General features: G+C 34.0%; 28 protein-coding genes and 3 pseudogenes. 17 read left to right on the forward strand and 14 right to left on the reverse strand.

The window, feature by feature from the left end:
• The coding region (locus AC3WSK_RS02765; protein ID WP_492534972.1) for an IS3 family transposase at positions 1-126 on the forward strand (126 nt) is incomplete at its 5' end.
• Positions 127-161: 35 nt separating this feature from the next.
• Positions 162-509: pseudogene (locus AC3WSK_RS02770) on the forward strand (2-thiouracil desulfurase family protein); the annotation flags it as partial.
• Positions 510-629: 120 nt separating this feature from the next.
• On the opposite strand, the gene AC3WSK_RS02775 reads toward AC3WSK_RS02770, so the two are convergent.
• Entirely contained in the window at positions 630-1,760 is a 1,131-nt protein-coding gene (locus tag AC3WSK_RS02775) for an acyltransferase (protein ID WP_427482974.1), read from the reverse strand.
• Positions 1,761-2,420: 660 nt separating this feature from the next.
• Between AC3WSK_RS02775 and AC3WSK_RS02780 the strand changes: the two are divergent.
• Positions 2,421-3,185, forward strand: a pseudogene (locus AC3WSK_RS02780) (DUF4184 family protein).
• 166 nt (positions 3,186-3,351) lie between these two features.
• On the opposite strand, the gene AC3WSK_RS02785 reads toward AC3WSK_RS02780, so the two are convergent.
• The 3 genes from AC3WSK_RS02785 to AC3WSK_RS02795 form a co-directional block, all read right to left on the reverse strand.
• Positions 3,352-3,837 (reverse strand): DinB family protein, encoded by a 486-nt coding sequence (locus tag AC3WSK_RS02785; RefSeq protein ID WP_427482972.1) that lies wholly within the window; start codon positions 3,835-3,837, stop codon positions 3,352-3,354.
• 159 nt (positions 3,838-3,996) lie between these two features.
• Positions 3,997-4,704 carry an ABC transporter permease gene (locus tag AC3WSK_RS02790; RefSeq protein WP_079560837.1) on the reverse strand — a complete coding sequence of 236 codons (708 nt, stop codon included), beginning with the start codon at positions 4,702-4,704 and terminating at the stop codon, positions 3,997-3,999.
• A gap of 21 nt (positions 4,705-4,725) precedes the next feature.
• The gene (locus AC3WSK_RS02795; protein WP_427482971.1) at positions 4,726-5,604 is read right to left on the reverse strand and encodes an ABC transporter ATP-binding protein; all 879 of its coding nucleotides are present in this window, start codon (positions 5,602-5,604) and stop codon (positions 4,726-4,728) included.
• A gap of 421 nt (positions 5,605-6,025) precedes the next feature.
• On the opposite strand from AC3WSK_RS02795, the gene AC3WSK_RS02800 reads away from it, so the two are divergent.
• The 3 genes from AC3WSK_RS02800 (at position 6,026) to AC3WSK_RS02810 (ending at position 7,959) form a co-directional block, all read left to right on the forward strand.
• Entirely contained in the window at positions 6,026-6,244 is a 219-nt protein-coding gene (locus tag AC3WSK_RS02800; RefSeq protein WP_427482970.1) for a hypothetical protein, read from the forward strand.
• Between the two features lie 55 nt (positions 6,245-6,299).
• Positions 6,300-6,653, forward strand: coding sequence for an RHS repeat-associated core domain-containing protein (locus tag AC3WSK_RS02805; protein WP_427482969.1), 354 nt, complete (start codon positions 6,300-6,302; stop codon positions 6,651-6,653).
• Positions 6,654-7,473: 820 nt separating this feature from the next.
• Positions 7,474-7,959, forward strand: coding sequence for a DNA ligase LigA-related protein (locus AC3WSK_RS02810; protein ID WP_492414134.1), 486 nt, complete (start codon positions 7,474-7,476; stop codon positions 7,957-7,959).
• Positions 7,960-8,192: 233 nt separating this feature from the next.
• On the opposite strand, the gene AC3WSK_RS02815 is transcribed toward AC3WSK_RS02810, so the two are convergent.
• The 3 genes from AC3WSK_RS02815 to AC3WSK_RS02825 form a co-directional block, all read right to left on the reverse strand.
• On the reverse strand, positions 8,193-9,209 hold the full coding sequence (locus AC3WSK_RS02815) for an ABC transporter permease (protein WP_492414133.1): 1,017 nt from the start codon (positions 9,207-9,209) through the stop codon (positions 8,193-8,195).
• Positions 9,206-9,934, reverse strand: a complete 729-nt coding sequence (locus AC3WSK_RS02820) for an ABC transporter ATP-binding protein (RefSeq protein WP_079560841.1) — start codon at positions 9,932-9,934, stop codon at positions 9,206-9,208. The genes AC3WSK_RS02815 and AC3WSK_RS02820 overlap by 4 nt, the downstream gene beginning before the upstream one ends.
• Positions 9,935-10,310: 376 nt before the next feature.
• The gene (locus AC3WSK_RS02825) at positions 10,311-10,571 is read right to left on the reverse strand and encodes a hypothetical protein (RefSeq protein ID WP_492414132.1); all 261 of its coding nucleotides are present in this window, start codon (positions 10,569-10,571) and stop codon (positions 10,311-10,313) included.
• A 298-nt stretch (positions 10,572-10,869) separates the two neighbouring features.
• On the opposite strand from AC3WSK_RS02825, the gene AC3WSK_RS02830 reads away from it, so the two are divergent.
• A complete protein-coding gene (locus AC3WSK_RS02830; RefSeq protein WP_079560842.1) occupies positions 10,870-11,469 on the forward strand; it encodes a TetR/AcrR family transcriptional regulator in 600 nt (199 codons plus the stop codon).
• A gap of 68 nt (positions 11,470-11,537) precedes the next feature.
• Here the strand turns inward: AC3WSK_RS02830 and AC3WSK_RS02835 are convergent, their stop codons facing one another.
• From AC3WSK_RS02835 to AC3WSK_RS02845, 3 genes and pseudogenes are all read right to left on the reverse strand, one after another.
• Positions 11,538-12,335, reverse strand: coding sequence for an ABC transporter permease subunit (locus AC3WSK_RS02835; RefSeq protein ID WP_427482965.1), 798 nt, complete (start codon positions 12,333-12,335; stop codon positions 11,538-11,540).
• Positions 12,310-13,219: pseudogene (locus tag AC3WSK_RS02840) on the reverse strand (ABC transporter ATP-binding protein). Before AC3WSK_RS02840 ends, AC3WSK_RS02835 begins: the two are co-directional and overlap by 26 nt.
• Before the next feature lie 190 nt (positions 13,220-13,409).
• Complete coding sequence (locus AC3WSK_RS02845; RefSeq protein ID WP_492414130.1) at positions 13,410-14,309, reverse strand: hypothetical protein; 900 nt, start codon at positions 14,307-14,309, stop codon at positions 13,410-13,412.
• A gap of 230 nt (positions 14,310-14,539) precedes the next feature.
• On the opposite strand from AC3WSK_RS02845, the gene AC3WSK_RS02850 reads away from it, so the two are divergent.
• From AC3WSK_RS02850 to AC3WSK_RS02865, 4 genes are all read left to right on the forward strand, one after another.
• On the forward strand, positions 14,540-15,106 hold the full coding sequence (locus AC3WSK_RS02850) for a class I SAM-dependent methyltransferase (protein ID WP_079560845.1): 567 nt from the start codon (positions 14,540-14,542) through the stop codon (positions 15,104-15,106).
• Positions 15,106-15,702 (forward strand): DedA family protein, encoded by a 597-nt coding sequence (locus tag AC3WSK_RS02855; protein WP_079560846.1) that lies wholly within the window; start codon positions 15,106-15,108, stop codon positions 15,700-15,702. The genes AC3WSK_RS02850 and AC3WSK_RS02855 overlap by 1 nt, the downstream gene beginning before the upstream one ends.
• Positions 15,703-15,954: 252 nt before the next feature.
• Positions 15,955-16,656 (forward strand): response regulator transcription factor, encoded by a 702-nt coding sequence (locus AC3WSK_RS02860; protein ID WP_079560847.1) that lies wholly within the window; start codon positions 15,955-15,957, stop codon positions 16,654-16,656.
• A complete protein-coding gene (locus AC3WSK_RS02865) occupies positions 16,640-18,157 on the forward strand; it encodes a sensor histidine kinase (protein ID WP_427482963.1) in 1,518 nt (505 codons plus the stop codon). The genes AC3WSK_RS02860 and AC3WSK_RS02865 overlap by 17 nt, the downstream gene beginning before the upstream one ends.
• Positions 18,158-18,188: 31 nt before the next feature.
• On the opposite strand, the gene AC3WSK_RS02870 is transcribed toward AC3WSK_RS02865, so the two are convergent.
• Positions 18,189-18,497, reverse strand: a complete 309-nt coding sequence (locus AC3WSK_RS02870; RefSeq protein ID WP_079560849.1) for a hypothetical protein — start codon at positions 18,495-18,497, stop codon at positions 18,189-18,191.
• 36 nt (positions 18,498-18,533) lie between these two features.
• On the opposite strand from AC3WSK_RS02870, the gene AC3WSK_RS02875 reads away from it, so the two are divergent.
• Complete coding sequence (locus AC3WSK_RS02875; protein WP_492414129.1) at positions 18,534-18,989, forward strand: hypothetical protein; 456 nt, start codon at positions 18,534-18,536, stop codon at positions 18,987-18,989.
• A 48-nt stretch (positions 18,990-19,037) separates the two neighbouring features.
• Positions 19,038-19,877: a hypothetical protein gene (locus AC3WSK_RS02880; RefSeq protein WP_492414128.1), complete on the forward strand. Its 840-nt coding sequence runs from the start codon at positions 19,038-19,040 to the stop codon at positions 19,875-19,877.
• 63 nt (positions 19,878-19,940) lie between these two features.
• Here AC3WSK_RS02880 and AC3WSK_RS02885 read toward each other — a convergent pair whose 3' ends face one another.
• Positions 19,941-20,801, reverse strand: a complete 861-nt coding sequence (locus tag AC3WSK_RS02885) for a YitT family protein (RefSeq protein ID WP_079560851.1) — start codon at positions 20,799-20,801, stop codon at positions 19,941-19,943.
• Positions 20,802-20,834: 33 nt separating this feature from the next.
• Positions 20,835-21,380, reverse strand: coding sequence for a helix-turn-helix domain-containing protein (locus AC3WSK_RS02890; RefSeq protein ID WP_427482959.1), 546 nt, complete (start codon positions 21,378-21,380; stop codon positions 20,835-20,837).
• A gap of 175 nt (positions 21,381-21,555) precedes the next feature.
• On the opposite strand from AC3WSK_RS02890, the gene AC3WSK_RS02895 reads away from it, so the two are divergent.
• The 4 genes from AC3WSK_RS02895 (at position 21,556) to AC3WSK_RS02910 (ending at position 23,957) form a co-directional block, all read left to right on the forward strand.
• Positions 21,556-21,807, forward strand: coding sequence for a PLD nuclease N-terminal domain-containing protein (locus AC3WSK_RS02895; RefSeq protein ID WP_079560853.1), 252 nt, complete (start codon positions 21,556-21,558; stop codon positions 21,805-21,807).
• Positions 21,791-22,693 carry an ABC transporter ATP-binding protein gene (locus tag AC3WSK_RS02900; RefSeq protein WP_427482956.1) on the forward strand — a complete coding sequence of 301 codons (903 nt, stop codon included), beginning with the start codon at positions 21,791-21,793 and terminating at the stop codon, positions 22,691-22,693. Before AC3WSK_RS02895 ends, AC3WSK_RS02900 begins: the two co-directional genes overlap by 17 nt.
• 4 nt (positions 22,694-22,697) lie before the next feature.
• Entirely contained in the window at positions 22,698-23,477 is a 780-nt protein-coding gene (locus AC3WSK_RS02905) for an ABC transporter permease (RefSeq protein ID WP_427482954.1), read from the forward strand.
• 99 nt (positions 23,478-23,576) lie between these two features.
• Complete coding sequence (locus AC3WSK_RS02910) at positions 23,577-23,957, forward strand: GntR family transcriptional regulator (RefSeq protein WP_427482952.1); 381 nt, start codon at positions 23,577-23,579, stop codon at positions 23,955-23,957.
• Positions 23,958-24,005: 48 nt separating this feature from the next.
• Here AC3WSK_RS02910 and AC3WSK_RS02915 read toward each other — a convergent pair whose 3' ends face one another.
• Positions 24,006-24,560 carry a GNAT family N-acetyltransferase gene (locus tag AC3WSK_RS02915; protein ID WP_427482951.1) on the reverse strand — a complete coding sequence of 185 codons (555 nt, stop codon included), beginning with the start codon at positions 24,558-24,560 and terminating at the stop codon, positions 24,006-24,008.
• Between the last annotated feature and the right edge of the window lie 35 nt (positions 24,561-24,595).

A 24,595-nucleotide genomic window follows, 5' to 3' on the forward strand; every position in this document is an offset into this window, starting at 1 on the left:
AAAAGTGTCGAGCATTTCAAAAAAGAATTAGAAAAATATATTGATTATTACAATACGAAACGGATGAAGGCAAAATTAAAAATGAGTCCGGTTCAATACCGAACTCATTTTACTCAAGCTGCCTAATGAAATAACCGTGTCTAACTTTTAGGGGTCACTTCAAACTTATGGGAGGTTTTTCGACGCCTCGTGAGCCCGCTGAAATTGTTGGTGGAGATGGTGAAGACGTTCTAGATGGAAAAGCGAGAGTTGTTGAAATATCTGGTCGGGATGTTACGGAGCTTTATTTAAAGGGCGCATATGCAACATTACATAAAGCACTCGAAATAGGTGCAACTAAGGTTGTATTAAAAGAGTATAGTCCATCATGTGGCAGTGCAATGATTTACAATGGTGATTTCAATGGTACAAAATTAGGTGGCGTAGGCGTAACTACTGCATTACTAAGAAGAAATAATATTATTGTTTGTTCTGAAGAAGATTTTTTGGAGTTGTTTTTGCAAACTTAATAGGTAAGAGCGTTGCCTTTAAATGATTGCACTAAATTGAATTGGCGATTTGCACGACCAAGCAAATAATTAACAAGACCTCGTACACGGTACTACCGCGTGTACGAGGTCTTGTTATACTTACTTTTTGTATGGAAACTCTTTCGGAATCGGTCCAAACGCAATCCAATGATATTTAAAATATCTTCCTATTAAAAATACAATAGCCCAAGTGACGAATAGGGCAACAAGAAACCCACCAACACTCCATATATGAAATAAAATACTGTTTCCACTTATAGGAATTTGTCTATAAAGGAAAAGGAAATATGGATGTAATAGATAGATACCAAATGATAGTGTGCCTAAGCTAATTAAGCAATTGACAATCGCTTTATTCCATTTGTTATAAATCCAGAAGGAAAACTGTAATAAGACAACGCTTGCTGTTATAGATTGTAGCTGAAAAACAATTTCAAATACAATACTGTTAGTTAAATAGGTTTTAGCTGAGAATGCAAAATAATATAAATATACATTATAAAAGGTAGAAAATAGCCATATAATCCAGATAAATAGGATAGCAATATGGAAATCCCCTTTTTTTAGATGGATCCATCTTTTGTATTTTTCAAAATAGATGCCTAAAAATCCACCTGCTAAGAAATAGGCAAAATAAGAAAATGAGATACTTCCTCTATATGGATATTGCCAAAACTCTGCATTTAACAAAATAAAGCCCCATTGAAGGGCAAATCCAATCCAAATGAGATGAGTGGATAGGGCGGGTTTTTTCTTTAAAACATATAGGAATAAAGGGAACATCAAATAGAACTGTACAATAATAAAAATATAGTATAAATGCGTATACGCTTTTCCAATTAAAAGTTTTTCAAGAAATTCCACACTAAATAGTGCATGCCATGTTAATGATAAATCACCCGTCAAAAAAATTTGAATAGCAGCATAATAGAAAATAGAAAAAAAGAGAAAAGGAATGAGAATTTGCGTCACTCTTTTTTTATAAAAACTAACGACCAGCTCTTTTGTTAAGTCCTTTTGTATATAATTGTAAAATAAAACAAATCCACTTAAGAAAATAAATACAGGGACAGCAAATTTAGAGGAAATGTTAAAAAATATATAAAGCGGATATAGTTTTGAGTCACTTGGTAAAACCGTAACAGGTGTACTAGTAGCATGGATAATAAGTACAGCTAAAATGGATAATGCACGAGTAATATTTAATTCATGAATATGTGCTCGTTTCATACAATCATCTCCCAAAAAATATTTACATATGATAGTTGTTTTCTCGTCTAAACGGTGTACTGTAAACATTTGTGCTAGGCAGATGTCGGCATACCCATTAGGAAAGAAAGGATCTCTTGGTAAATTGATAACCCAGAGAAGTAAATTTCTTTTATTTTTTGGAATATTATAACACGAACTTGATAGTTATGAATATATTAAAATGAATGCCCCCACTACCTAAGTAGATTGGGGGCATTTTTATTCAACAAGCAAAATTCTCGGTGAGGTTTTGGCGATGATTTTCGTCGATACCCAGCAACCAAGACAGGCTGCCACAACACTTAAGAGAGATAATCCGATAGGTGTTGGCCAATTGATTAAAAGGGGGTAACTACATATGCCATATTCTAAAAGAATACTTTGTGTTACCCGTGGAATATGTCTTATATAGGTTTTGAGCATGAATAAGTACCTTGTTTTTCACAAGAAAACCCCCTTCATTTGATATTATTTCTTTTAGTGTAAGTGGATTTATTATAAGGTCCTTATTAAATTATTTCTTACAACAGAAAGATATGTTGATGGAATATGCGGATCATTTCATTTCAAAGTAACTTTTAGAAATGAGAAACGTTGTAATAAATACATTATTAAATAGGAGGGGGATACCGGGACACTATGCCATTAACATTTGCTCATCCGGCGGCAGTATTACCTTTCACCAGAAAAAGTAAATATATTAATTTTTCCGCAATGGTTTTAGGTAGTATGGCGCCTGACTTTGAATATTTTTTACGAGGATAACCTATAGGAGAGATAGGGCATACCTACACAGGTTTTTTACTATTCAATCTCCCATTAGTGGTAATTATTTACTTTATTTATCATCGAATTATACGTTTGAAAGTAATCCACCATTTATCTAACTTTCTGCAAGATACATCCAGCTACAAAGTGGTGGGAAGTAAAAAATGGAAGACAGTCATTTTTTGTTACTCAGCATTGTTTGGAATGTTAACGCATGTAGTATGGGATTCTTTTACACATACAAATGGATTTATGGTAAGGAATTTCCCAACTCTGACCTATACCTTCAATCTGTATGGCTATCAAATACCCATTTATAAATTTTTGCAACATGGTAGTACACTTTTGGGGATTTCACTTATTATCGGTTATATGTATTACAGGGCATCATTAAATAAGAATAAAGATATTCCGAAAATTTCCGCTAAAAAGAAGCTCGATTTTTGGGTTTTAATATTTATTTTAACGCTACTATATGTATGTCTTTGGTACATAATCGATAGGTTATCGATTAACAGCTATGGAATAATGGTTGTACGTATCATCGATTCATTTTTGGGAAGTATACTAACCGTTTGCATAGCTATGACATATCATCAAAACAAATCAAATTATCGAAATAATAATTTGCAATAGGTCCTTTTTTATCTGGCATTAACTGCTATAGAATACTGATGGAGACAAATAACGAATAGGGGACGATAAAAACCCCACTGATTTATAATTTCTATATAACAGGGGGTTAATATAAAGGCAAAAATAAGCTTTGGATATAAGATGATGTCCATACTCTTTCAAAAAATCATAATGTTTTTACTTGCTCAATCTTTAATCCGAAAATTTGAGGCGGTTCAATCTTGTTCATTTGTAAGTATGAAGAGATTTGCCCACGATGATGGATTTCATGTTCGGGAATGGACATAAGTATTCTCCAAGCACTAACTTCATGACCATGAAGGGTTAAAACCTTTTTTGACAATATATCATTGCCGATTTTCAGTAAACCCTCTGTTAATTTAACTTGGCATGACTCTAAATAATTTGAAATATCCTCAAGAGAAGTCCCCTTACTAGTATCATGTCCTGCATACGTCCACGAACCATGTTCAAATATACCAAGAAACATCAAACGAGCTGATGCAATATGTCGCAATAAATCACCTATAGAAAATTTATCTTCTGAAGGTTTCCAATCTAAAAGTTCTTCATTTATTACCTTTACATATTGTATCGTTCGTTTATGAACACCCTCTAAATATTTTACATATTCTTCAATGTCATGAATCATGTCTTCACTCTCCGTTTTTTTCTGACTTTTATTACTTATATACTTATTTTTTTGAAATTATTTTCTTGGAAATTTAAATAATAGGAATGGTTAATGTAAATATTGTTCCTACATTTTTGCTTACTTTTAAGAGAATTGAACGCTCTTTTCTTAAGGAATTTATCTCCTTTTTCGATTCGAAAGAAGGAAGAACAACATGATGACAAAGGCCGAATAGGTGAAGATCCAAGTAAATTGCCAATAAAAACTGTTAGGGATTGATTTAATGGAGTCTTCTGAGCCCATCATTTCTAATGAAAGGCGGACAGGGGGAAGTAACCAAATAAGCCCTTTGATCTGAAGAATTGTTTCTTTTAAAGTAGCAATGACGACAGAAACAATTAAGATGCCAAGTACACCCCACCAAGTATTTTGTTTATTTTTAACGAGTTCTCTCGTAAATATAGCTGAAAGTGCAATCGCTAGTACAGCTAAACTAAAATGTGAGAGGAATCCTAGTAATTGATGTATAAATCTTGGTTTTTCTCCAAAGGCGCCAATAAGAGTAGGGTAGACTACTGATACAAAGCTTAAGAAAAAACCAATGAGTACACAAATTATAAAAATTCCTAAATTATAGTGTGTTCGACTTTTGGCATGAAGTGTTGTAATTACTTTTTGTCCTTCATCTTCCGCGTGAAATAGTGTAATTGTAAACCACCCCATTAGAAAAAATAGAATGATAGCTGTAAACGAATAACTATCTAATATTGGATTTGGTACAAAAGTATAATTAACAACAAGACATAATATGAAAATTGAAAAAGGTGGAACGTATTGATAGGTTCTTAAATAATTAATAAATTGATAACGTAATAAACTAGTCATATCGGCGTCTATTCTTCCTCATTAAAAATGGGTAAAGAATTGTTCCTCCTTTTCATTGATCGGGATTAATTGTTTAATTGAGTTTTTTTTGTGTAGTAGCTCTAATAATACTCGGTCTGTTTCCGCGGCCTTAATAATGGTGATAACCTCATAACAACCGTTGTCTAAAAGATTTTGTTGTTGAATTTCAAGAATGGGTAGCATGTCATCCAATAAATTCAAGCTTGAAATCTCAAAAATTAATTTATTTTTCAATGTATGACTCTTATGTAATGAATCAGTTTGATTGACTTTGTTATTTTGAATAACAAGAACGGTATCAACAAGATGTTGAAGTAATTTTGGTTCGTGACATGTTAAAACGATACTTATCCCTTTAGCCTTTAATATCGAAAGGGTTTCTTCTAAATCACTTTGGGCTTTAGGATCAAGTCCTGATAGTGGCTCATCTAAGATTAGCAGGTCTGTGTCTTCAAGCATTGCCTGCATAATCATAACCTTTTGTTTCATACCTTTAGAAAAGTTAACAATCCGAATGTTTCGAGCTTCCTGTAAATGAAATAATTCAAGTAACTCATTTATTTTTTGCTGTAGTTGTTTTTTGGTCATGCCTCGAATACGGCCCATATGATAAAGATATTCTTCTGGCGTAAATAAAATATGTGAAGGGGTCACTTCTGGCACATAGCCAATTTTTAATGATTGTCGATGCTTCACAATAGAACCACTGTCAGCATCAACTAATTCCGCAATAATTTTTAGAAGGGTACTCTTACCTGCTCCATTTTTTCCTACAATAGCTATAATTTGATTAGCGTAAATAGAAAATGTAGCATGTTCTAAGATTTTTTTACCTCTATACTGTTTAGAAATGTTCTGAATTTCCATAATCGTATTCATCTTTACACACCTTTATTTTTAGGCTTTTTATTATAAGTCATTTTCGTTTCTATATGTCCGTACTTACGAAATTTTAGACCATTATCTGTAAAATAAGTATAGATGAATATTTGTACTTTTGCTAATGGGAGATGTTATAGAGTAAGTACTAATTCAACTAACGGATGCTTTCGTATTATAGAGTTCAGCCAGAACTTTCTGGTTGAACTTTTCTTATTTAGATTTAATTTAATCTATCAGTAGCCTTGGCAGAAGGTACTGGGGCGTGAGACTCTGAACTGTCAGCCCGTTACTATTAAAAAGAAAATATTATCAACTATATATTACCATTATACTGTAAAAACTAATGGTGATAGTATATATTGGTTGTCTTTGGGGGGGGGCAAAAATATACATGTTAACTTTTAGGAGAGTAGATTAATTGAAAAGTTTTTTAGGAAAATTATTAGTTTGTAGTGTAGTACTTACGTTATTCATCGCGTATATTCCTTTTGAAAATTTTGCGCTACAAGTAGAAGCAAAAAATGTAAAAGAAAAGAAGCGTGAAGAAAAAGAACCAATAGAATTAGTAGACTTAAGAACAGAGAATGCTAGTACACTTATGATGGAGATAGCAGCCGCGTTCTCTATGAAAGGATAAAAGCTCTTACGCAGTAAGAAGTTACGTTTACGATGATAACGGATATCTACTCACAATGGTTTACAAAGGACACCCTTATAAGTACATCACAAATTATCGTGGTGATGTACTTGGGATGACAGATGAAAATGGCAAGCTCGTTGCATCCTACACATATGACGCATGGGGTAACATTTTAACACAAAGTGGTACAAATGATATGGATACTATCAACCCATACCGCTATGCTGGCTATCGTTACGATGAGAGTACAAAGCTTTATTATTTAATGGCACGTTATTATAATCCGAATATAGGTGTGTTCTTATCACTAGACCCTGTCCGAGGTGATACAATGGATCCTTTATCGTTGAATGGCTATAATTATGCGAAAAATAATCCAGTGATGAACGCAGATCGTAATGGTTAATATTGGAAGAATGTATTTTGGAATTCTAGAGCATCAATAGCAACTTTAATCAATATGGGTTTGATGGCAGCGCTATCTGGTTTTAGAGTATGGGCCTCGGGTAAATTATTTGCTAAAGCTGTTCAATAATTTATTAAAGTTAAAAGAAGTATATTTTCGACACAAATTAGAAAATCTCTTCAACGAAGAGGTGCCTCAAATTTATTAATAAGTAGTGTAATTTCAGGAGTAATTGTATTTGCAGATTATTTGGTGGGCGTATATAGCCCAGGTCAAATTTTATTTGATTATTCCGACCGAAGAGATGCTAAACCAAAAAATGGTTATTTAAATTGGTAAGGGAGGATTATAACCGATTACTATAATACAGGGAAAGGAAAAATAGGTATATTAATCCTATACTAGAATTTAAAATGCTAAAATTTCCTTCGATGAGAGCATTTTTATATTGTACATTTTTTTTGATTGTTACATTTAAATTTGTTGATAAACAAAATTTTTTCATGATTTATGTTTTTCTTTGGATTATTTGGATGTTTGAGAATTATTTAACCCTTTATAGAAAAATCAATAAAAAAGCTAGCTCATGGTGGCTTAATTACCTGTGGATTGTATTGGCGATTTTTACTTTTACAGCAATTCAATTTTATTTAGAGTTTAATATTTTAACTGATTAGCTCTAACCACACGGTGAAGAGACAAAAAAAGCACTTCAATAGCAAGTGTTCAATTACTTCCAAAGGGAGTAGTTTGAACATTTGTCATATTGAAGTGCTTTTTCATGTTTTAGAAATGAATAAACATTAGGGAGTCAAAGTATATGACAAAAGAAATTACATTATTCGATCAATTACAATCAAGTGAGGAAAGGTTTAACTATCCGGTAATGAAAGCTATTTTTCATTACCATTCAGACAATGTAACAAAACAGACAGAGGCACTACTTGTTGTTAATGTGGTGCAGCATGAGACGGCTCTATCAATTGCTAACGCGTTTGTACACCATGGTTTATTAAAGGGGCTTGATTTAAGCAATGATAACTACTCAATCAACAAATTAGAAAGCTTAGAGTTAAATCTAATATCCACCGACGATTATATTTCGGCCTTACAAAACACAATTATTGTGCACGATAAGCTTTACGAACAAAACAGACCAATCATAACAGGCTCAATGTATGATGGTCTATATAAGGAATTAATTAGGCTGGAAGCGGCATATCCGCGTTCTGTAAATTCTAATTCTCCAACTCAGAGAATGATCGCCAATTTTGCTGAGTCATTAGAAAAAGTAAGCCATAGCTAGCCTATGCTATCCCTTGATTAACAACATATTCATACCTTTAGGTTTGAAATTAAAAAGGGTAAAATAGCGCACAAGAAGCGAAAAATGCAATTCCCTTGTTCCTCTGTTGCTGATCCCCAAAGAGTCGCCCAGCCGGAACGAAGATTAACACTTTAAATGTCATTCCTAACTTTTCGTGATGAGCTTAGTTAGTAAAAAAGGTTCTGCCCAATTTTTGAGCAGAACCGTTTCAATTATAATGATCGATATTTTTTGAGACTTACAATATTTAATGTAATAAATACAAGAGCGAAACAAGCAAGAATCGCTAAGTCGGCTAGAATCTCACTAAAGGTATATCCTTTATACATAACCCCATTCAACGCGTCAGCGGCATAGTATAGTGGCATAATTCGACCTATATTTTGTAGCCACTCCACCATATTATCCAGTGGGAAAATACCTGAAAAGAAAATTTGCGGCACAATGACAAGCGGGATAAATTGCATCATTTGAAACTCTGAAGCGGCAAAACTTGATAACAGAGCTCCTAATGATAATGAAACAAGTGCAACAACAATATTGATTAGTAGCACAAGCCAAATGGAGCCAACGTGTACAATATCAAGGACATAAACCCCGAATAGCACAATAATAATTGTTTGAATAAAAGCAAACAATCCATAGCCAATCATATAACCAGCGACAATTTCAGAACGTTTAATCGGTGTCGCTAGTAAGCGTTCCAAAGTCCCAGAAGTTCGTTCTTTTAACAACGCTATACCTGTAATTAAAAAGACGAAAAAGAATACAAAGAAGCCTGTTAGCATCGGGCTGAAAATATCAAAAATAGCGGTATTTTCATCGCCATATACATAATCAGTTTTCAACTTCATCATGGCAGATTGTTCGGGCTGTAAAACCTGAGAAAGCTTCATCTTTAAAGCCTTAGCTGTTGAAGGATCATCATTTAATAATGTGAGCTTCAATTGAGTTTGCTGAAAAGCTAGCCAGCCATCATATTTTTCATCTTTTAGACTGGCAATAGAAAAATCATTTTTTTCGATAACATGAAAATCCGCATCTTCAAGCTTTTCAATTATTGAAGCAGGTCCATTTGATACGACTAGTGTCATGTCAGGTTCGTTACTATTAAAAACAAAATACATTAACGAAAGCACAAGAAGAGGGGCAAAAAATAATAAGCCAAGTGTACGTTTATCACGTATCATTTGCTGCATAATTCTAGTAACAATTGCACCGATTCTCATAGTGCTTCACCTCCTGCTTTTAAAAACACTTCATCAAAATCCTTTGCCTGATAATGAGCCTTCAATTCATGAGGTGTTCCATGCGCGATAATATGACCATTACGTAGCATAGCTAGCTGGTCACAGCGCTCTGCTTCATCCATTGCATGTGTCGTTACTAAAATTGTTTTATGCTCATCGTTTTTTAGACGAATTAACTCCTGCCAAATTTCTTTTTTCAATACGGGATCAATCCCAACAGTTGGCTCATCTAAAATTAACAACTTGGGATTTTGGATAAGGGCAATTGCAAGGGATAATCTCCGTTTCATCCCCCCAGAATAATTCAACACTTTAGTATTTAAATCATCCGTTAAATGAACAAGGCTTGCAGCATAATTGACACGCTCCGTACGTTCTTTTTTGGATAATCGATAAAGCTTAGCAAAAAAATGGAGATTCTCTTCACCGGTTAAATCCAAATACAGTGCATCAGATTGTGCCATATAACCGATATCCGTCAGTAATTGCTTATGGGGGACTGTATGATTTAACACTTGAATATGACCATTATCGGGCTTGATCATTCCCATAATCATTTTAATTAACGTCGTTTTTCCACAGCCTGAAGGGCCAAGTAAGCCAATAAGCTGTCCCTTAGGAATTTCTAAGGAAAGCGGGGCAATTACTTGTTTTTGGTGAAACTTTTTTTCTATGGAGTTTAATGAAATTGCATTGTTTCCCATATATCCATCTCTCCTTTACTGAACACAGTGTTGATACCTGAAATTTTAAGGCAGTGAATGGGGAATTACAATAAACAAATAACTAAAAAGTGTTAACTGACTACTCCCACAGCTAAAGCAGTGGGGTTCTTATATACTTAAGAGAAGCGTTACAAAGCTCTCCACAGATCATGTCCTGTGTACAACATCTTTGATTTATCTTCTGTTCTATAAGACTTTTTTATTTACACAACCGATGTTGTGTTGGCAATAAGTTTTAACGAAGGCAGGTAGCTCTACCTACGGAGGAATACCCCTACTTGATTTTGGATACCCATGCTAAAAGGGAATGTTTTCTTTACTTGTCTTAAGTCTTCTATATGTTGATTGTGCAACGCTAAAAGGTAGTAAACGTTTTATGACATAAGTCTCGATTAGTTTGTTGTAAATTTGGTTCACTATTCATCAGTAAAAACGCACTGTATAAATCTCGTTGTACGAGATGAATGCCAATTTGACACCAACGTTGAAGGAGTTTTTTCTTTTCATAACTGTCTGTCACATGGTTGTACTGACTGGCTCTAAAAGTGATCGTATTTACTTTCTGTATCGTTTGTTTTGTGTAACCTAACTTTTGATTGATAATTTCCACTAGCATAGATTACCTAGTCCAAACAAATTCATAGTACATAGTAGCTATAATCATCTAATTCAATGAGTAATAGTGCAGTTTTTAACAACTAAGGGTGTATACCGCCTAAAAATTTTAAAAAATAACTATTTTACTAAATTAGATTGTTGGAAATTAATAAAAAAGACCCGATAAATAAGGTAAATGCTGTAATGACTATTACTTTTTGAACTTGTTGTAATTATTGAGGTAACCATTGAGGTAATCATCTAACAACATGGCTAAATACTAACGGAATAAAGTGATAATACAATGGGGGTTCTAAATGTCTATTCACGATATCATGAATTTTGAAACGAAACGAGCTATAAAACTTGCATTACTTGTACAAATAGAGAAAGTAGGTTTTGAGCGAGTAACAGTAAAAAACCTAGCTATTACTGCAAATATTAATCGAGGAACTTTTTATCTACATTATAAAGATAAATTTGAAGTGATGGAGGATTTGCAGCAGGAATTATTAAGTGGACTAGAGAGCTATGTAAAAAACGTTCAACCACTAGATGCTTTTCACTCGATAAAAATAGGCCAACTATATCAGCCATTTATTGCAGTATTTCAATTTATTAAAGAGCATGCAAGAGCTTTTCGAATTATTTTAGGAGAGCAAGGGAGCCCCGCCTTTAACAGGAGAATGAAGAAAGTTTTTAGTAATCATATTTTGGATAGAATCTCGGTGATTCGAGAAGAAGGGCTTGACCCAGAGTTTCTACAATACTTTGAGGCTTTTTTAACTTCCGCGATTTTAGGTGTTATTCAGGAGTGGTTACGCAGTGGAGATGAGAATTTAAACGTGGAGGAGTTAGCCATGATTCATTTTAGGTTATTGCGCTTCCTTGGTAATTTGGCATCTTTGCAGCAATGAGTTTTTATATTCCTAAGTTTAAGAATCTGCTTGCTACAAGATAAGCAAGCAGATTCTGACGTTTAGCTTTACAAATGCAAATCACGTTTAACAAAAACACGAATAGCTAGCATATAGCATAACAGCCCAATTACAAACAATGCTCCTAGCATCCAAATGGACGAGCTATTTTGAGTCATTAATTTTTCAGGTGCAAACAATGAGTAAATGGTGAAGTACTTAAGCTTTTCTAAAGAACCCCCCATATTACTAAGTGCTTGAATTAAATAAAAAAGAATAGGAATTCCTGTACTATATGCATAAGAGGTTCTTAAATCTTTGCTACTGCAGGATACTAAAAAGCAGTAGCCACTAATGGCAAAGTGTAAGAAAAAAAGACCGATATTTAATGTCAAAAAAGCACTTAAATCCAGTTCATTTGGAAATAGAATCCCTGAAAATAAGATGGCTATTAAAGTTGTTACCGTGAGCAGTATAAAGATACTGGCAACCAAAAAAAATGCTTGCGTGAAGACAATTTTAAAACGTGTATTCGGTGTTGCAATTAAGTATGCCATGGAACCATTATCGATATAGCCCATCATTAGTTTATTTGCCAACATAATAATAAAGACTAACGGCAAAACAAGTAATAAAAATCCATATAAATAAGTAGATAGAAATTCAATTAACGAATTGCCTATGTTACTCATCCCAAATGCTGACATCAATTCTGGCATTGTTTCAGTAAGCTTATTAAGAGTATTGCTCATTTCAGGGTTATACATATAGACAATACTAATGATATAGAGCATTAATACAGCGAGTATAATACTAAAAAGTTTAATAGTAGCTAGGATTTCATGTTTTAGCAAAGTAAAGTTCATGACTCTTTCCCTCCACTTTCGTAGTAATGCATGAATATATCTTCAAGTGATTGTGAAATGATATCGAGGTCATTGATTTTATAGTCTGCTAATGTATGCAGTAATGTTTGGACATTACCCTGAACTTTAATAATTGCTCGTGTTGGTCCAGTTTGTTCTATAGTATGTGGCTCGCCTAAAAAACGAGATAGTTCTTGCTCGCTTTGAAATTCAATTAAAAACTTTTTAGATTTTCGCTTTTTTAAGTCAGCGATTGCTTCCGTCGCTACAATCTTGCCGGCATTAAGGATTGCTACACGGTCACAAGTTTTTTCAATTTCTTCAATCATATGAGAGGACATGAATATGGTCGTTCCTTTTTCTTTTTCAGCTAAAATATAATCGATAAACTTTGTTTGTATAAGAGGATCTAATCCACTTGTCGGTTCATCTAGAATGACTATCTCTGGGTTATGCATAAATGCGCAGATGAGACCTACTTTTTGCTTCATACCCTTCGACATTTTCTTAATAAGCCCAGTAGCATTTAATTCAAAGTATTGCATGAGTTCATGAGCTCTTGTTAAATCATTTAACCCTCGCATTTGGGCAATAAATTTGATGAATTGTTGTCCAGTCATTTTATCGATGAATGCAATTTCACCAGGTAAATAGCCTACGAATTTTTGAATTTCAGCTGTAGATTGGCGACAATCTAACCCTTTAATAAAACACTGACCTTGTGTCGGCTGTAAGAAGCCCATTAAGTGCCGAATTGTTGTAGATTTACCTGCACCATTGGGTCCTAAAAATCCGAACACTTCACCTTTTTCGATTTGTAAGTCCACATTCTGTACACTATAAAAATCTCCAAACTTTTTTGTTAGATTATTGACCTCAATCATTGCCATACATTTCACCCCTTCGACTGTTCTTTATAATGATTATAAGACTAATTTTCAAAAAATAAATTACTATAAAATGCAACTCTAAACAGTGGGGCTAAATGGCTGTGCGATATAAAAAAGAACATGAATGGCTTCTTTAAAAAGACTCCATCATGTTCTACGCCAAGTGAGGGCAGCTTGAAGATATTTATTCGCCATAATAATTATTCAGTGCTACTTCTAAACGTTCTTCTAGGTGCTTCGAAATATAACCCAACACAAATTGTTCTTTTTCCATCTCAATTTGGGAGGAACGAAAAAGTTTTCTGAAATAGCCTGCATTATTCTCTATAGAATATTGCTGTAATGCTTCTGTCCGTAATGTCGACACAATTTCATTTTCAATATGACGCTCACGAATTTTTTGCACAATTTCCTTCACGCTATTCTCTTGCAGTTCTGAAATTTGTTTTTGTAAATTTTCGTTTTCTAGCTTAAGCTCAGCTGTTTCTTTTTGAATTTCTTCTACTTGAAGGTCCGATTCAGAGGATACTAATTGAATTTTTTGTGCGAGAAAATCTTGATTGATCGTCACTTGTAGGGCGCCATGTTCTTCGTCTGGGAGAATATTAAAAAGCCCAGTTTGAATCATTTGCTGAAGCACATTTCCAAGAACATCAACCTTATTCGCTAAATCATCAGTACCCATAGTTGTTGCAGTTATTTGGTGTTTAATGAGTTGATCATTGTCATCAATTCCTAGTAAAAGCTTTAAGCCTTTGACGCGGTGTTCATCTTTTAGCAGTAAAATCATTCGAAGTCTTAAGATGGCAGGAAGGTTCAAACGAATATTAGTATTAGGGCTATTCGTAGCATTATCAAAAATATACTGTTCGAACGGTTTAATATAATAGCGAAGCATCGCATCCGTTATTTCAAACCAGCTAGCGACTTCTGAAGTAGAATAATAATTTGTTTTCTCAATATGTGCTAAATAGCCGTCATTATAAAGTATTTCTTCTGAAGGTGTATTTTGTATTACGGCAAACAATGGATCATGTTGTACCATCCCGAGTACCAATTCTTTTGCATTATTTAGTTTAAGCATCCTTTCACACCCCACTTATTTTTCCGTATCAATTATTCCTTATATAGGTTTCTATTCTATTGGAAGCAATTGTATGACTATTTTGTAAAGGAAATAATCATTAGAACCAATGACCTAACAACCTTTTTTTGGACTCTTAAGAAAAATTTAAGAAATCTCCTCGGAAATCTTTAAGAAATGCTCTTTATATTAAAAGTATTCAAATAATACTTTGATCGGGGAGAAAATGTATGTTAACGTTCCTTACTGAATTTATAAAACATCCAAAAACGATAGGTGCGATTTCGCCTAGTTCTAAAAAATTAGCAAAAAAAATGGTCGGCCAAATATGTTTTGAAAATGCCCGATGTATTGTTGAGCTAGGTCCGGGTACGGGTTCATTTACGAAAGAATTAGTGAAAAGAAAAGAGCAGTCAACAAAGTTAATTCTTATTGAAAATAATAAAGTTTTTTGTGAAAAGCTTCGTGAACAATTTGAACATGAGCCGAGTATAATCGTAATACATGGATCAGCTGAGGATTTATGCGATTATATGTCAGCATTAAATATTAAAAAAATTGATTATGTCGTATCTGGATTACCTTTTACATCATTGAATCCTGCCATTTCATCACGTATTTTACAAAATGTAAAGGAGTGCTTAGAAGATGGAGAATTTATCACATTCCAATATTCACTTGTTAGGAAATCCTTTATCCAAAATTATTTTAAGGACATTTCACATGAAAAAGTATGGATTAACCTTCCACCAGCCTATGTACTCAGCTGCAAACTTGGAAATGTGAGGGCTAGCTAATGGGATTACAAGATCTTCTATCATATATTGAGCAATACGGTTATTTTGCTTTATTTTTTAGCTTATGGCTAGGAATCGTTGGTATGCCCCTTCCGGATGAGATGATTGTTATGAGTGGTGGACTTTTATCATCGTTAGGAAAAATGAGTGTGTTGAAAGCTTTTGTACTAACTTATCTTGGCGCAGTTTCAGGACTTTCCTTAGGGTTTATCCTTGGAAAGGTGTTTGGTCATAAAATACTTGATAAATTGGTGAAAAAGAACAAGGCTAAATATTTATTACAGTCAAAAGAATTAATAGATAGGTATGGTCATTTTGCTTTAGTGATAAGCTATTTCATACCAATTGTGAGACATATACTTCCGTATTTAGTAGGTATGAATAACATGTCATTTAAAAAATACGCTTTGTATTACTACACAGCAGGTTTTGTTTGGACATTGATTTACTTTACACTTGGTTTGTTCTTTGGAAAACACATTGAAAGCATTTCCACGCTTGCGACGAAATACGGTATTTACTTTGGTGCTTTCGTTAGTATTGCAGGATGTTTTTATTATTTATATACACGAAAATTAAAGTCGGTATCAGAATGAATTTATTATTTTTATATACGAAAAATAAAAAAATAGTTAAAATTAGGAACTGTAATTATGAATAGGAATATTTTGCATGAAATAGGTTGATTGGAGCGAAGACTGAACGCCCTAGGAAGCTTTGCTCTGTGCGAAAGCGAAGCGACAGCAACAAAGCGCCAAGTTGGAACGAAAATCAACCTCATGTTATGATGCTAGGTCTGATTACATACAACTGACAATTTAAAATACTTTGAAATTTGGTGGAATTAGATGACGAAAGAAACAATACTGATAGTTGATGATGAAAAAGAGATTAGAAATCTTATTGCTATTTATTTAAAAAATGAAGGCTACGATATTCTAGAAGCAAGTGACGGAGAGGAGGGCTTAAGTCTTTTAAAGAAACATAAAGTGCATTTAATTGTTCTAGATATTATGATGCCGAACGTGGATGGCATTGAAATGTGTATGAAGGTAAGGGAAATAGCCGAGATGCCTATTATTATGCTGTCAGCAAAGTCTCAGGATATGGATAAAATCGTTGGATTATCAATAGGGGCAGATGATTATGTAACAAAGCCCTTTAACCCTTTAGAGCTAATTGCGCGCATAAAATCTCAACTTCGTAGATATATCAAAATGAATCGACTAGATAGTATGAACGAAAGTGAGTTAGAGATTGGTGATCTGCGAATTAATACCGACACACATGAAGTAATCGTCAACAATGAAAAGGTAAAGCTTACGCCAAGGGAGTTTTCTATTCTTGAATTACTTGCAAGAAATCAAGGCATAGTCATGAGCGCTGAGCAAATTTATGAAAAGGTTTGGAAGGAAGAGGCTATACAGTCTGAAAATACGGTAATGGTGCATATACGAAAAATTCGAGAAAGAATTGAGACAAATCCAAGAAATCCTCAATATATTAAAACCGTATGGGGAGTAGGTTATAAAATTGAGAAAGATCATTAAGCCATTTAAATACGTACTAAGTAAACTAAAAATACTCATTGTAAAGGCTATTACGAAAGTACGAGAAAGTATTAGAGTCCAACTATTAACGACTTTTATTTTTTGTGCATTTTTAGGACTACTTGCTGCACGGGTCACGCTCCCGTTTGTTTTAAATATCAATGAAACAGCTACAGTTGATTATAGTCAAGGAATGCAGCAGATAAATTTTCAAGCGCAGCAAGTTGCAGAATTAGCTGTCAATGATAATAGTATAGAATCCTTACAGCAAATGATTGAATCAGAAAATGACAAATTAGCACTAAATCAGGGTGCGTTGAAAGTGTTAGTTACCGATGAGAGCGGAAAGGTATTGTATAAGACGAAACAAGTGGAAGAGGAACAAATCGATTTACATAATAAAATTAGAAATGTAATGGATTTTGCGATAAATCACCCACTTTATAATTATGAAATACCGGCAATCGAACAATCGCGGCAAGAATTTATTGCCTTTTATCCATTAACTTTAGATAATAAAAACTTTTATTTGTTCGTTAGTGGAATTCCCGAGGGGACGGTTATTGCAAAGTCGACAGAGGGTATTATCCCTTTATTTATTGGAATTGTTGTATTTGCTTTCTCATTCTTCTATATAACGAAAAGAAAAATGAAACAAATCGAGGCGCTGGCTAAGGGGGTTAAGGAAATCGCAAAAGGAGATTTAACCTATCGGATTGAGAAAAAAGGAATTGATGAAATCGCTTTATTAACAGAGAATGTAAATCATATGACCGAAGCTATTATGACCAATATAGAGATGGAACGGAAGATTGAAAAACAAAAAAATGAATTAATTACGAATGTTTCACATGACCTACGAACACCACTTACTTCGATTATGGGCTATTTACGATTATTAAGAGATGAAAGGTATGACACAAAGGAGCAATATGATGAGTATATAAAAATTGCTTTCTCAAAATCTGAACAGTTAAAGAACCTGATTGAAGATTTATTTGAATATACGAAGCTAACGAATGACAGCATTGTCCTTGGGCAACAGGAGGTATGTATGAATGAGCTTCTCGATCAGTTAATTGAGGAGTTGATTCCGCAAGCGGAGGAAAATCATCGTACATTTATTAAAAATTTCTCAGAGGAGAGGATTTTTGCTTCAGTGGATTCTGAAAAAATTGTCAGGGTCTTTGATAATTTATTAATGAATGCCATTAAATATTGTTCGGGTGACGGTGAGATTTTTGTTTCTCTTGAAAGAAAACAAAGTAATGTTCAAATCTGTGTTGCAAATGAAAGTGATGAATTTACATCTGAAGAGCTAACGAGCTTATTTGAGAGATTTTATAAAAAAGATCAATCTAGAACTAGTGTAGCGGAAGGCTCAGGACTTGGACTTGCTATTGCAAAGAGCATTGTAGAACTACATGGTGGCGAAATCGACGCGAAGTATAAGGATGGTATGCTGCAGTTTATCATCGAACTGCCTGTTACAGCTTTGTAAGAAAGGTAGCATTAGAGCAATGCTACCTTTTTTATGGGCGAATTAGTTGCTCAATAGTGAGAATATGATTGATATTAGAGTCGGGGAGGCTCTTTTGTAAGTGCATAAAATTATTTTTGTCCTTAATAATAATTTGAATTTCTGTATAGCTATATTGTTTTTGGACTTCTTGAACATATTCTGTAATTTTCAATAAATGATGTGGGTTTTTTATTTCTACTTCTACAAAAAAGGGCAGCGTTAATTGATGAAAACTTAAGCAACCGCGACGAATCCAAATCGCTTCATTGACGTAATAACGGATAGGTAATTGACGATTACTTGCGATAAATAAGTCCATTTATGTCTCCTTTTTTATATCATGATGTTAATAGTGATGGATAGAACCGTCAAAGTGATGGATAGAACCGTCAAAGTGACGGATAGAACCGTCAAAGTGACGGATAGAACCGTCAAAGTGATGGATAGAACCATCGAAGTGACGGATAGAATCGTCAAAATGACGGATAGAATCGTCAAAATGATGGATAGAACCGTCAAAATGATGGATAGAACCGTCAAAATGACGGATAGAACCGTCAAAATGACGGATAGAACCGTCAAAATGACGGATAGAACCGTCAAAATGACGGATAGAACCGTCAAAATGACGGATAGAACCATCAAAATGACGGATAGAACCATCAAAATGATGGATAGAATCGTCAAAGCGACGGATAGAGAACCCTCAAAGACAGATACGCATACATCAATCGTCGTCTCTAGAAAATATTTTAACGCAATTGATTGCACTTCGTCATCTTGCAAGTTTATTGAAGAATTTCATTTCTAATTACGTCAATACTATATGTTATATTTGGCTGTAAAAGGGGACATTTTGATGAAGAAAATGATGCTATTTCCATTATTGCTCCTTTTTACAGTTTGCTTTACTCCAATATTTGTTCACGCTAAGGAGAACCAGGAAGAAGACTTAGTTAGTAGATTTATGCCATCGAATGCGTCACTAATAAGCCCTGAAAAACCTTTCTCCACACGGCCAATTCAACTTTATGACTTTGACCACGATGGACAGAAAGAAATAATATTCACTTATAAAATTAAGGCAAAGGATTACCCTTCTCAGTTTGGATCAATAGTGCTAAAAAAACACAATACAGATTGGCGAAAGATTTGGGAAACCAAAATGCAAGGTGTCGATTTGGATTTTTCTGGTTTGGTAGATATTACTGGTGATGGCACAAAAGAATATTTATTTGGTGTGACAATTGGAGCGGCAATGGGAAGCAATCTGGAAGTGTTCCAATGGATCAATAACTCATTCCAAAAGATTGCTGAAGTTCCTTATCATAAAATGGACATTGTAAATGGTATACAAAAAGTCGGTCTAGCAGTTTGGCAAATGTATATTGGTGATAGCTATTTAGTGGATGTACTAAAATGGAATGGTGAAAAGTTAGTCTATAACGAAGAATTATATTCTAATTACTATCCAATCATCGAAAAGTTTTATAAAGAAAAAATTTCAAAAATGGATGCCTGGTTTTATTGGTATTGCCTTGCAGATGCCCAGATCAAAGCAAATAAATTTGAAGAAGCAACTAAATCTATTCAAAAGGGGATTGCATTAGGTAAAAAATTATCAATGAAGGATGTAATCGAAGACTTTAATGATTTAAAAGAAAGACTAGATAATAAACAAAAGCATTCGCCAAAATAAAAACGCACATTACTAAAAATCATTTAGCAATGTGCGTTTTTTTATTTGGATAGGGAGTAGATTTTAGTGAATATCACGTTTTTTGAAGTTACCACCACGTACCTCTGAAACATCAGAAATAACTACGAAGGCTCCTTCATCAATATCTTTAATAATCGATACAAGTTTATTTTCTTCCATACGGTTAATGACACAGTTTAATATATCAGTAGGTTCATTGGAGAAACCGCCACGCCCTTTTGTATATGTAACCCCACGTCCTAATCGAGCTTGGATCGCATCACCAATTTCCTCTGATTTTGCGCTGACAACACGAACATCTTTTGATTTTTCTAAACCTACTTGAATAATATCGATAACGTTTTTCGCAATGTAGTACGTTAAAGCTGAGTATAGTGCGCTCTCTAAGCCAAAAATAAAGCTTGCCCCTAAGAAAATAAAGGCATTAATAAATAATATAATATCCCCGACTGAAAACGGAATTTTACGTGATAACAACACGGCTAAAACTTCAGAGCCATCTAAAGCGCCACCATTACGTAAGACAATCCCAATCCCAACACCTAATAGCATACCACCAGATAAAACAATTAATAGTGGATCACTCGGACCTAAAATTGTTTTAACATCATGCATAAGCACTGTGGAAATAGATAGAGCTGCAATCCCAGCAGTACTCATTAATGCAAAAGTTTTACCTACTTGTTTGTAGCCAATATAAATAAACGGAATGTTTAATACAAAGAGCAGTACGCCTAATGGTATACCAAAAAGAGTTGCGCCCATAATACTAATACCCGTCACACCACCATCAATGACTTCGTTCGGAATTAATACCGCTTCAAGTCCATATGCTGCGATGACAGCGCCAATTATAATCATGATAAATTTTCTTGTGTTTTCAACTGACTTACTTCTTTTCATAAATCTTCTCCATTTCTTTACCTAAAATACTACTTAAGGTTTTGGAATAATATTTATTGCTATTGTTTTTGTCTCAGTATCTGTCTCTTTATTAGAGTCGGCCATATTATAGTATTTATTTATTAAATTATTTAATTCATTTTCAAAGTTATTGAATTGATCATTCGTTAACGTTAAATCAATAAATGAAAAAGTTGCACAATCTGCAAGACTTTCTTCTTCATTAAGTGAATGTAAATAATTTTGATATTGAGATAGTAAAGCTAATTGATAGTAGGAAACATAATTTAATTTTTGTTTGATCGTTAGTTGAGCCCAATCCTCCTTATTAAGTTTTTCTGCTCCTTCATTTACTGCATAAAATTTTTCTGTAACAGAACGTACTTTTCGCTCTTTCACAATTTTTATGATGTTTTCATCCACTAAAATTTGAATGTGCCGATACAAAGTAGCTTGAGGTACATCCTTTATGATAGAAATCATCTCCAAGGTGCTTAAGCCATCTTCTTTCTCGTGCATGAGAGCTTGTAAAATTTTCATTCTCACAGGGTGCATTAATACCTCTGCTTTATTCCGCATAAAACGATCCTCCTATCAGATGGAATCAAGGGAAGCAATCAAATGTTATCAATATGAGAACATTACCAAAAAACATACTATAGGTTTTTTTAAAGGATGTACAGTAAAAAGGGAATGAAATTTTTTACATCTTCTGTTATCATTATCAATAACGATAATGAAAGAGGGGTTAGAAATGAAATTACACTATGGTTTTGATGATTTACAGCAATTAGATTGGGCAAGTATACTTCCAATCATTTTGCCATTTATATTTGTAGGATTTGTTCTAATCATTGTTGCTTTATTCGACTTATACCGGCACCGCGATACGAGAGAAAACATACTAATGTGGACCATTATTATTTTGTTCTGTAATTCAATTGGTTCTGTTCTATACTTCATTATTGGTAGAAAGGATGTAAATAAACGTGCGCTTAGAAATTAAAAATATTACGAAAAAGTTTAAACAAAAAACAGCCGTAAATGATTTTTCAATGGTTATCGATGTTAGTGAGTGTGTCGGGTTAATTGGACCAAATGGAGCGGGGAAATCCACGTTAATTCAAATCATTGCCGATATTCTGAATGCAGACAAAGGAGAAATTCTTCTTGATGGTCAAAAGATTTCATCTATGAGAAATCAAATTGGTTACTTACCTCAGTATCCTAATTTTTTCTCATGGATGACAGCATTTGAAACATTGTCCTTTATGGGGACACTTTCTGGCATAGCAAAAAATGAATTGCAAAAAGAAATCCCTGTGCTTTTAGAAAAGGTCGGCTTAGGGAATGAAGCACATAGTCATGTCGGGACATTTTCTGGTGGTATGAAGCAACGCCTTGGCATCGCGCAAGCATTATTGCATAAGCCAGCTTTAATGATTATGGATGAACCGGTATCAGCGCTAGATCCAATAGGGAGAAGAGAAGTGTTGAATCTATTGAAAGAGATTAAACAAGAAACGACAGTTTTAATATCAACGCACATATTGAGCGATGCGGAGGAAATTTGTGAGCGCTTTGTAATGATTAAAAATGGTCACAAAATAGAAGATGCTACAAAGTCAGAGCTACTTAAACGCCATCAAGAATCAGCTATCTTTTTAATGATCAGAAAGGCAGATTTTCAATGGTTAACAATGATTGAACATTTACCATATGTGAAGAAAATCGAAGGCTGTGGAGATGGCTTCAAAATACACGTTGAAAATTTGGAAACAGATGCTAATCGACTAATACAGCATGGATTAGATTCAAAGGTGATGTTTACTAAATTTGAAGTGGGTATTCAAGACAATCTAGAAGAAATATTTTTAGAATTGGTGGTGTAATAGAATGAGTGCTTTTATTGCATTAAGCAAAAAAGAAGTACAGCAAATGGCAAGGGAATTTAAAATTTTTTGGCTCCCAATCGTATTTATTTTACTAGGGCTAACTCAGCCGATTATGATGTATTTTTTACCTGTTATTTTGCAATCAGCGGGTGGTATTGAAGGTATAATAATCGATCCTACGATGGCAAAGCCTGTGGGACAGGAGGTACTAGCCTCAACATTAAATTCACAATTTGATCAGCTAGGCATTATTATATTGGTCGTTGCCACTATGAGCATTATTCAAGGGGAAAAAGCGAATGGTATGATGGCATTTATCTTAACAAGGCCAGTATCGATATCTTCTTATTTAAATAGTAAAATCATTATCCATTATATATTGGCGGTTATATGTATAGCTCTGGGCTATGCAGTGTCCTATGGCTATTCAGCGTATTTATTTACTTCGGTTCCTATGACGCAAGCTATGTGGGCTTTAGCATTTTATTGTGTTTGGCTATTATTCATCATAACGTTTGTTGCAATGATGAGTACATTTTTTAATAGTCCTGCATTTATTGCACTAATAAGTATTGTTAGCCTATTATGTTGTCGTTTTATCGCTGGACTACATCCATTAATAGATGTTGTGAATCCTGCTAGTAATAGTATGTATGCAACAAATATTTTAATGTCGGGTGATGTGGGATCTTGGGTTGGCATCAATATTGTAGTAACGCTGCTGTTAGTTGTATTGATGATCGTGACTATGCAAAGTTTCATTGCGAAAAAGAAATTTTAACTTCTTTCAGTTAATGTTTTGGTAGAGTAAGTGAAATGTCAATTACAGAAGTCTCCACTTCTAATTAGGCGAGGAGCATATGAAAGGATACGTAAACAATTGAATGTAAAAATAGATCCAAAGAGTAATACTCCTTTTTATCAGCAATTAACCCAGCAACTTCTTTTTGAAATAGCAAAAGGGAACTTGCAAAATGGTGACCCATTGCCTTCCATTCGTGATTTAGCAGCTGAAACAAACCTCAATCTTCATACCGTTCATAAAAGCTACAAGGTGCTTCAAAAGAAGGGAATACTTGCTATAAAACCTAACTCAAAAGCAATTGTTAGGAAACCCACTAAAGCAAAGGGGATCGACCTTCAACAAATTTCTTTTAAAGTCGAACAAATAATGTGTGAAGCTTATGTTTTAAGTATTAGTGAACATCAACTACAACAGATGTTTCAAGAAAATATGCGGAAATATTTTAGTGAGCGTTAAGAGAGAAAGAGATGGCTGCTGCAATATACAGAAGCAAGCCATCTCTTATTAATTAGCATGTATTTTAGTAAACTCATCTTTTGTCATTCCAAAATAAACTTCATCGTAAAAAGTACCATTTGTATAAATCATATTTCTCAAGCGGCCTTCCTCCACAAAGCGTAATTTTTTATGTAAAGCTATAGAAGATGCGTTAAAGGAGTAAACACAAATGGTTGCTTTCTGATAGCGAAGTTCTAAGAAATAATGTTTTAAAATGGTTAAAATCATATCTTTTGCATATCCTTTGCCTCTATATGGAGGAAATATCGTTATAGCGTAATCAAAGGTTCCATTCTTTGCATCACATCCAGAAACTTCAATGGTCCCCACGGTATTGTTCGAAGCATCCTCCGCAATCCAGTAAAAATCATCACTCTCTGTAGATGCCCCTTGTGATGATATTTCATTAATCCATTCTTCAATTTGCTGATTTGTCCGAGGAAAAGCGATGGAGTCGAGGTTTTTTAGTATATCATCATCTAAATTTTCAAATATACGAATGTCCTCAGACTTAGGCGCTCTTAAACGTATTTTATCTCCACACCAATAGGATACTTTCATTGAATTACCACCTTTCTAATTTGAACAGTTAAATT

This window comes from Lysinibacillus sp. EB271-A1-10B, from assembly GCF_058791335.1.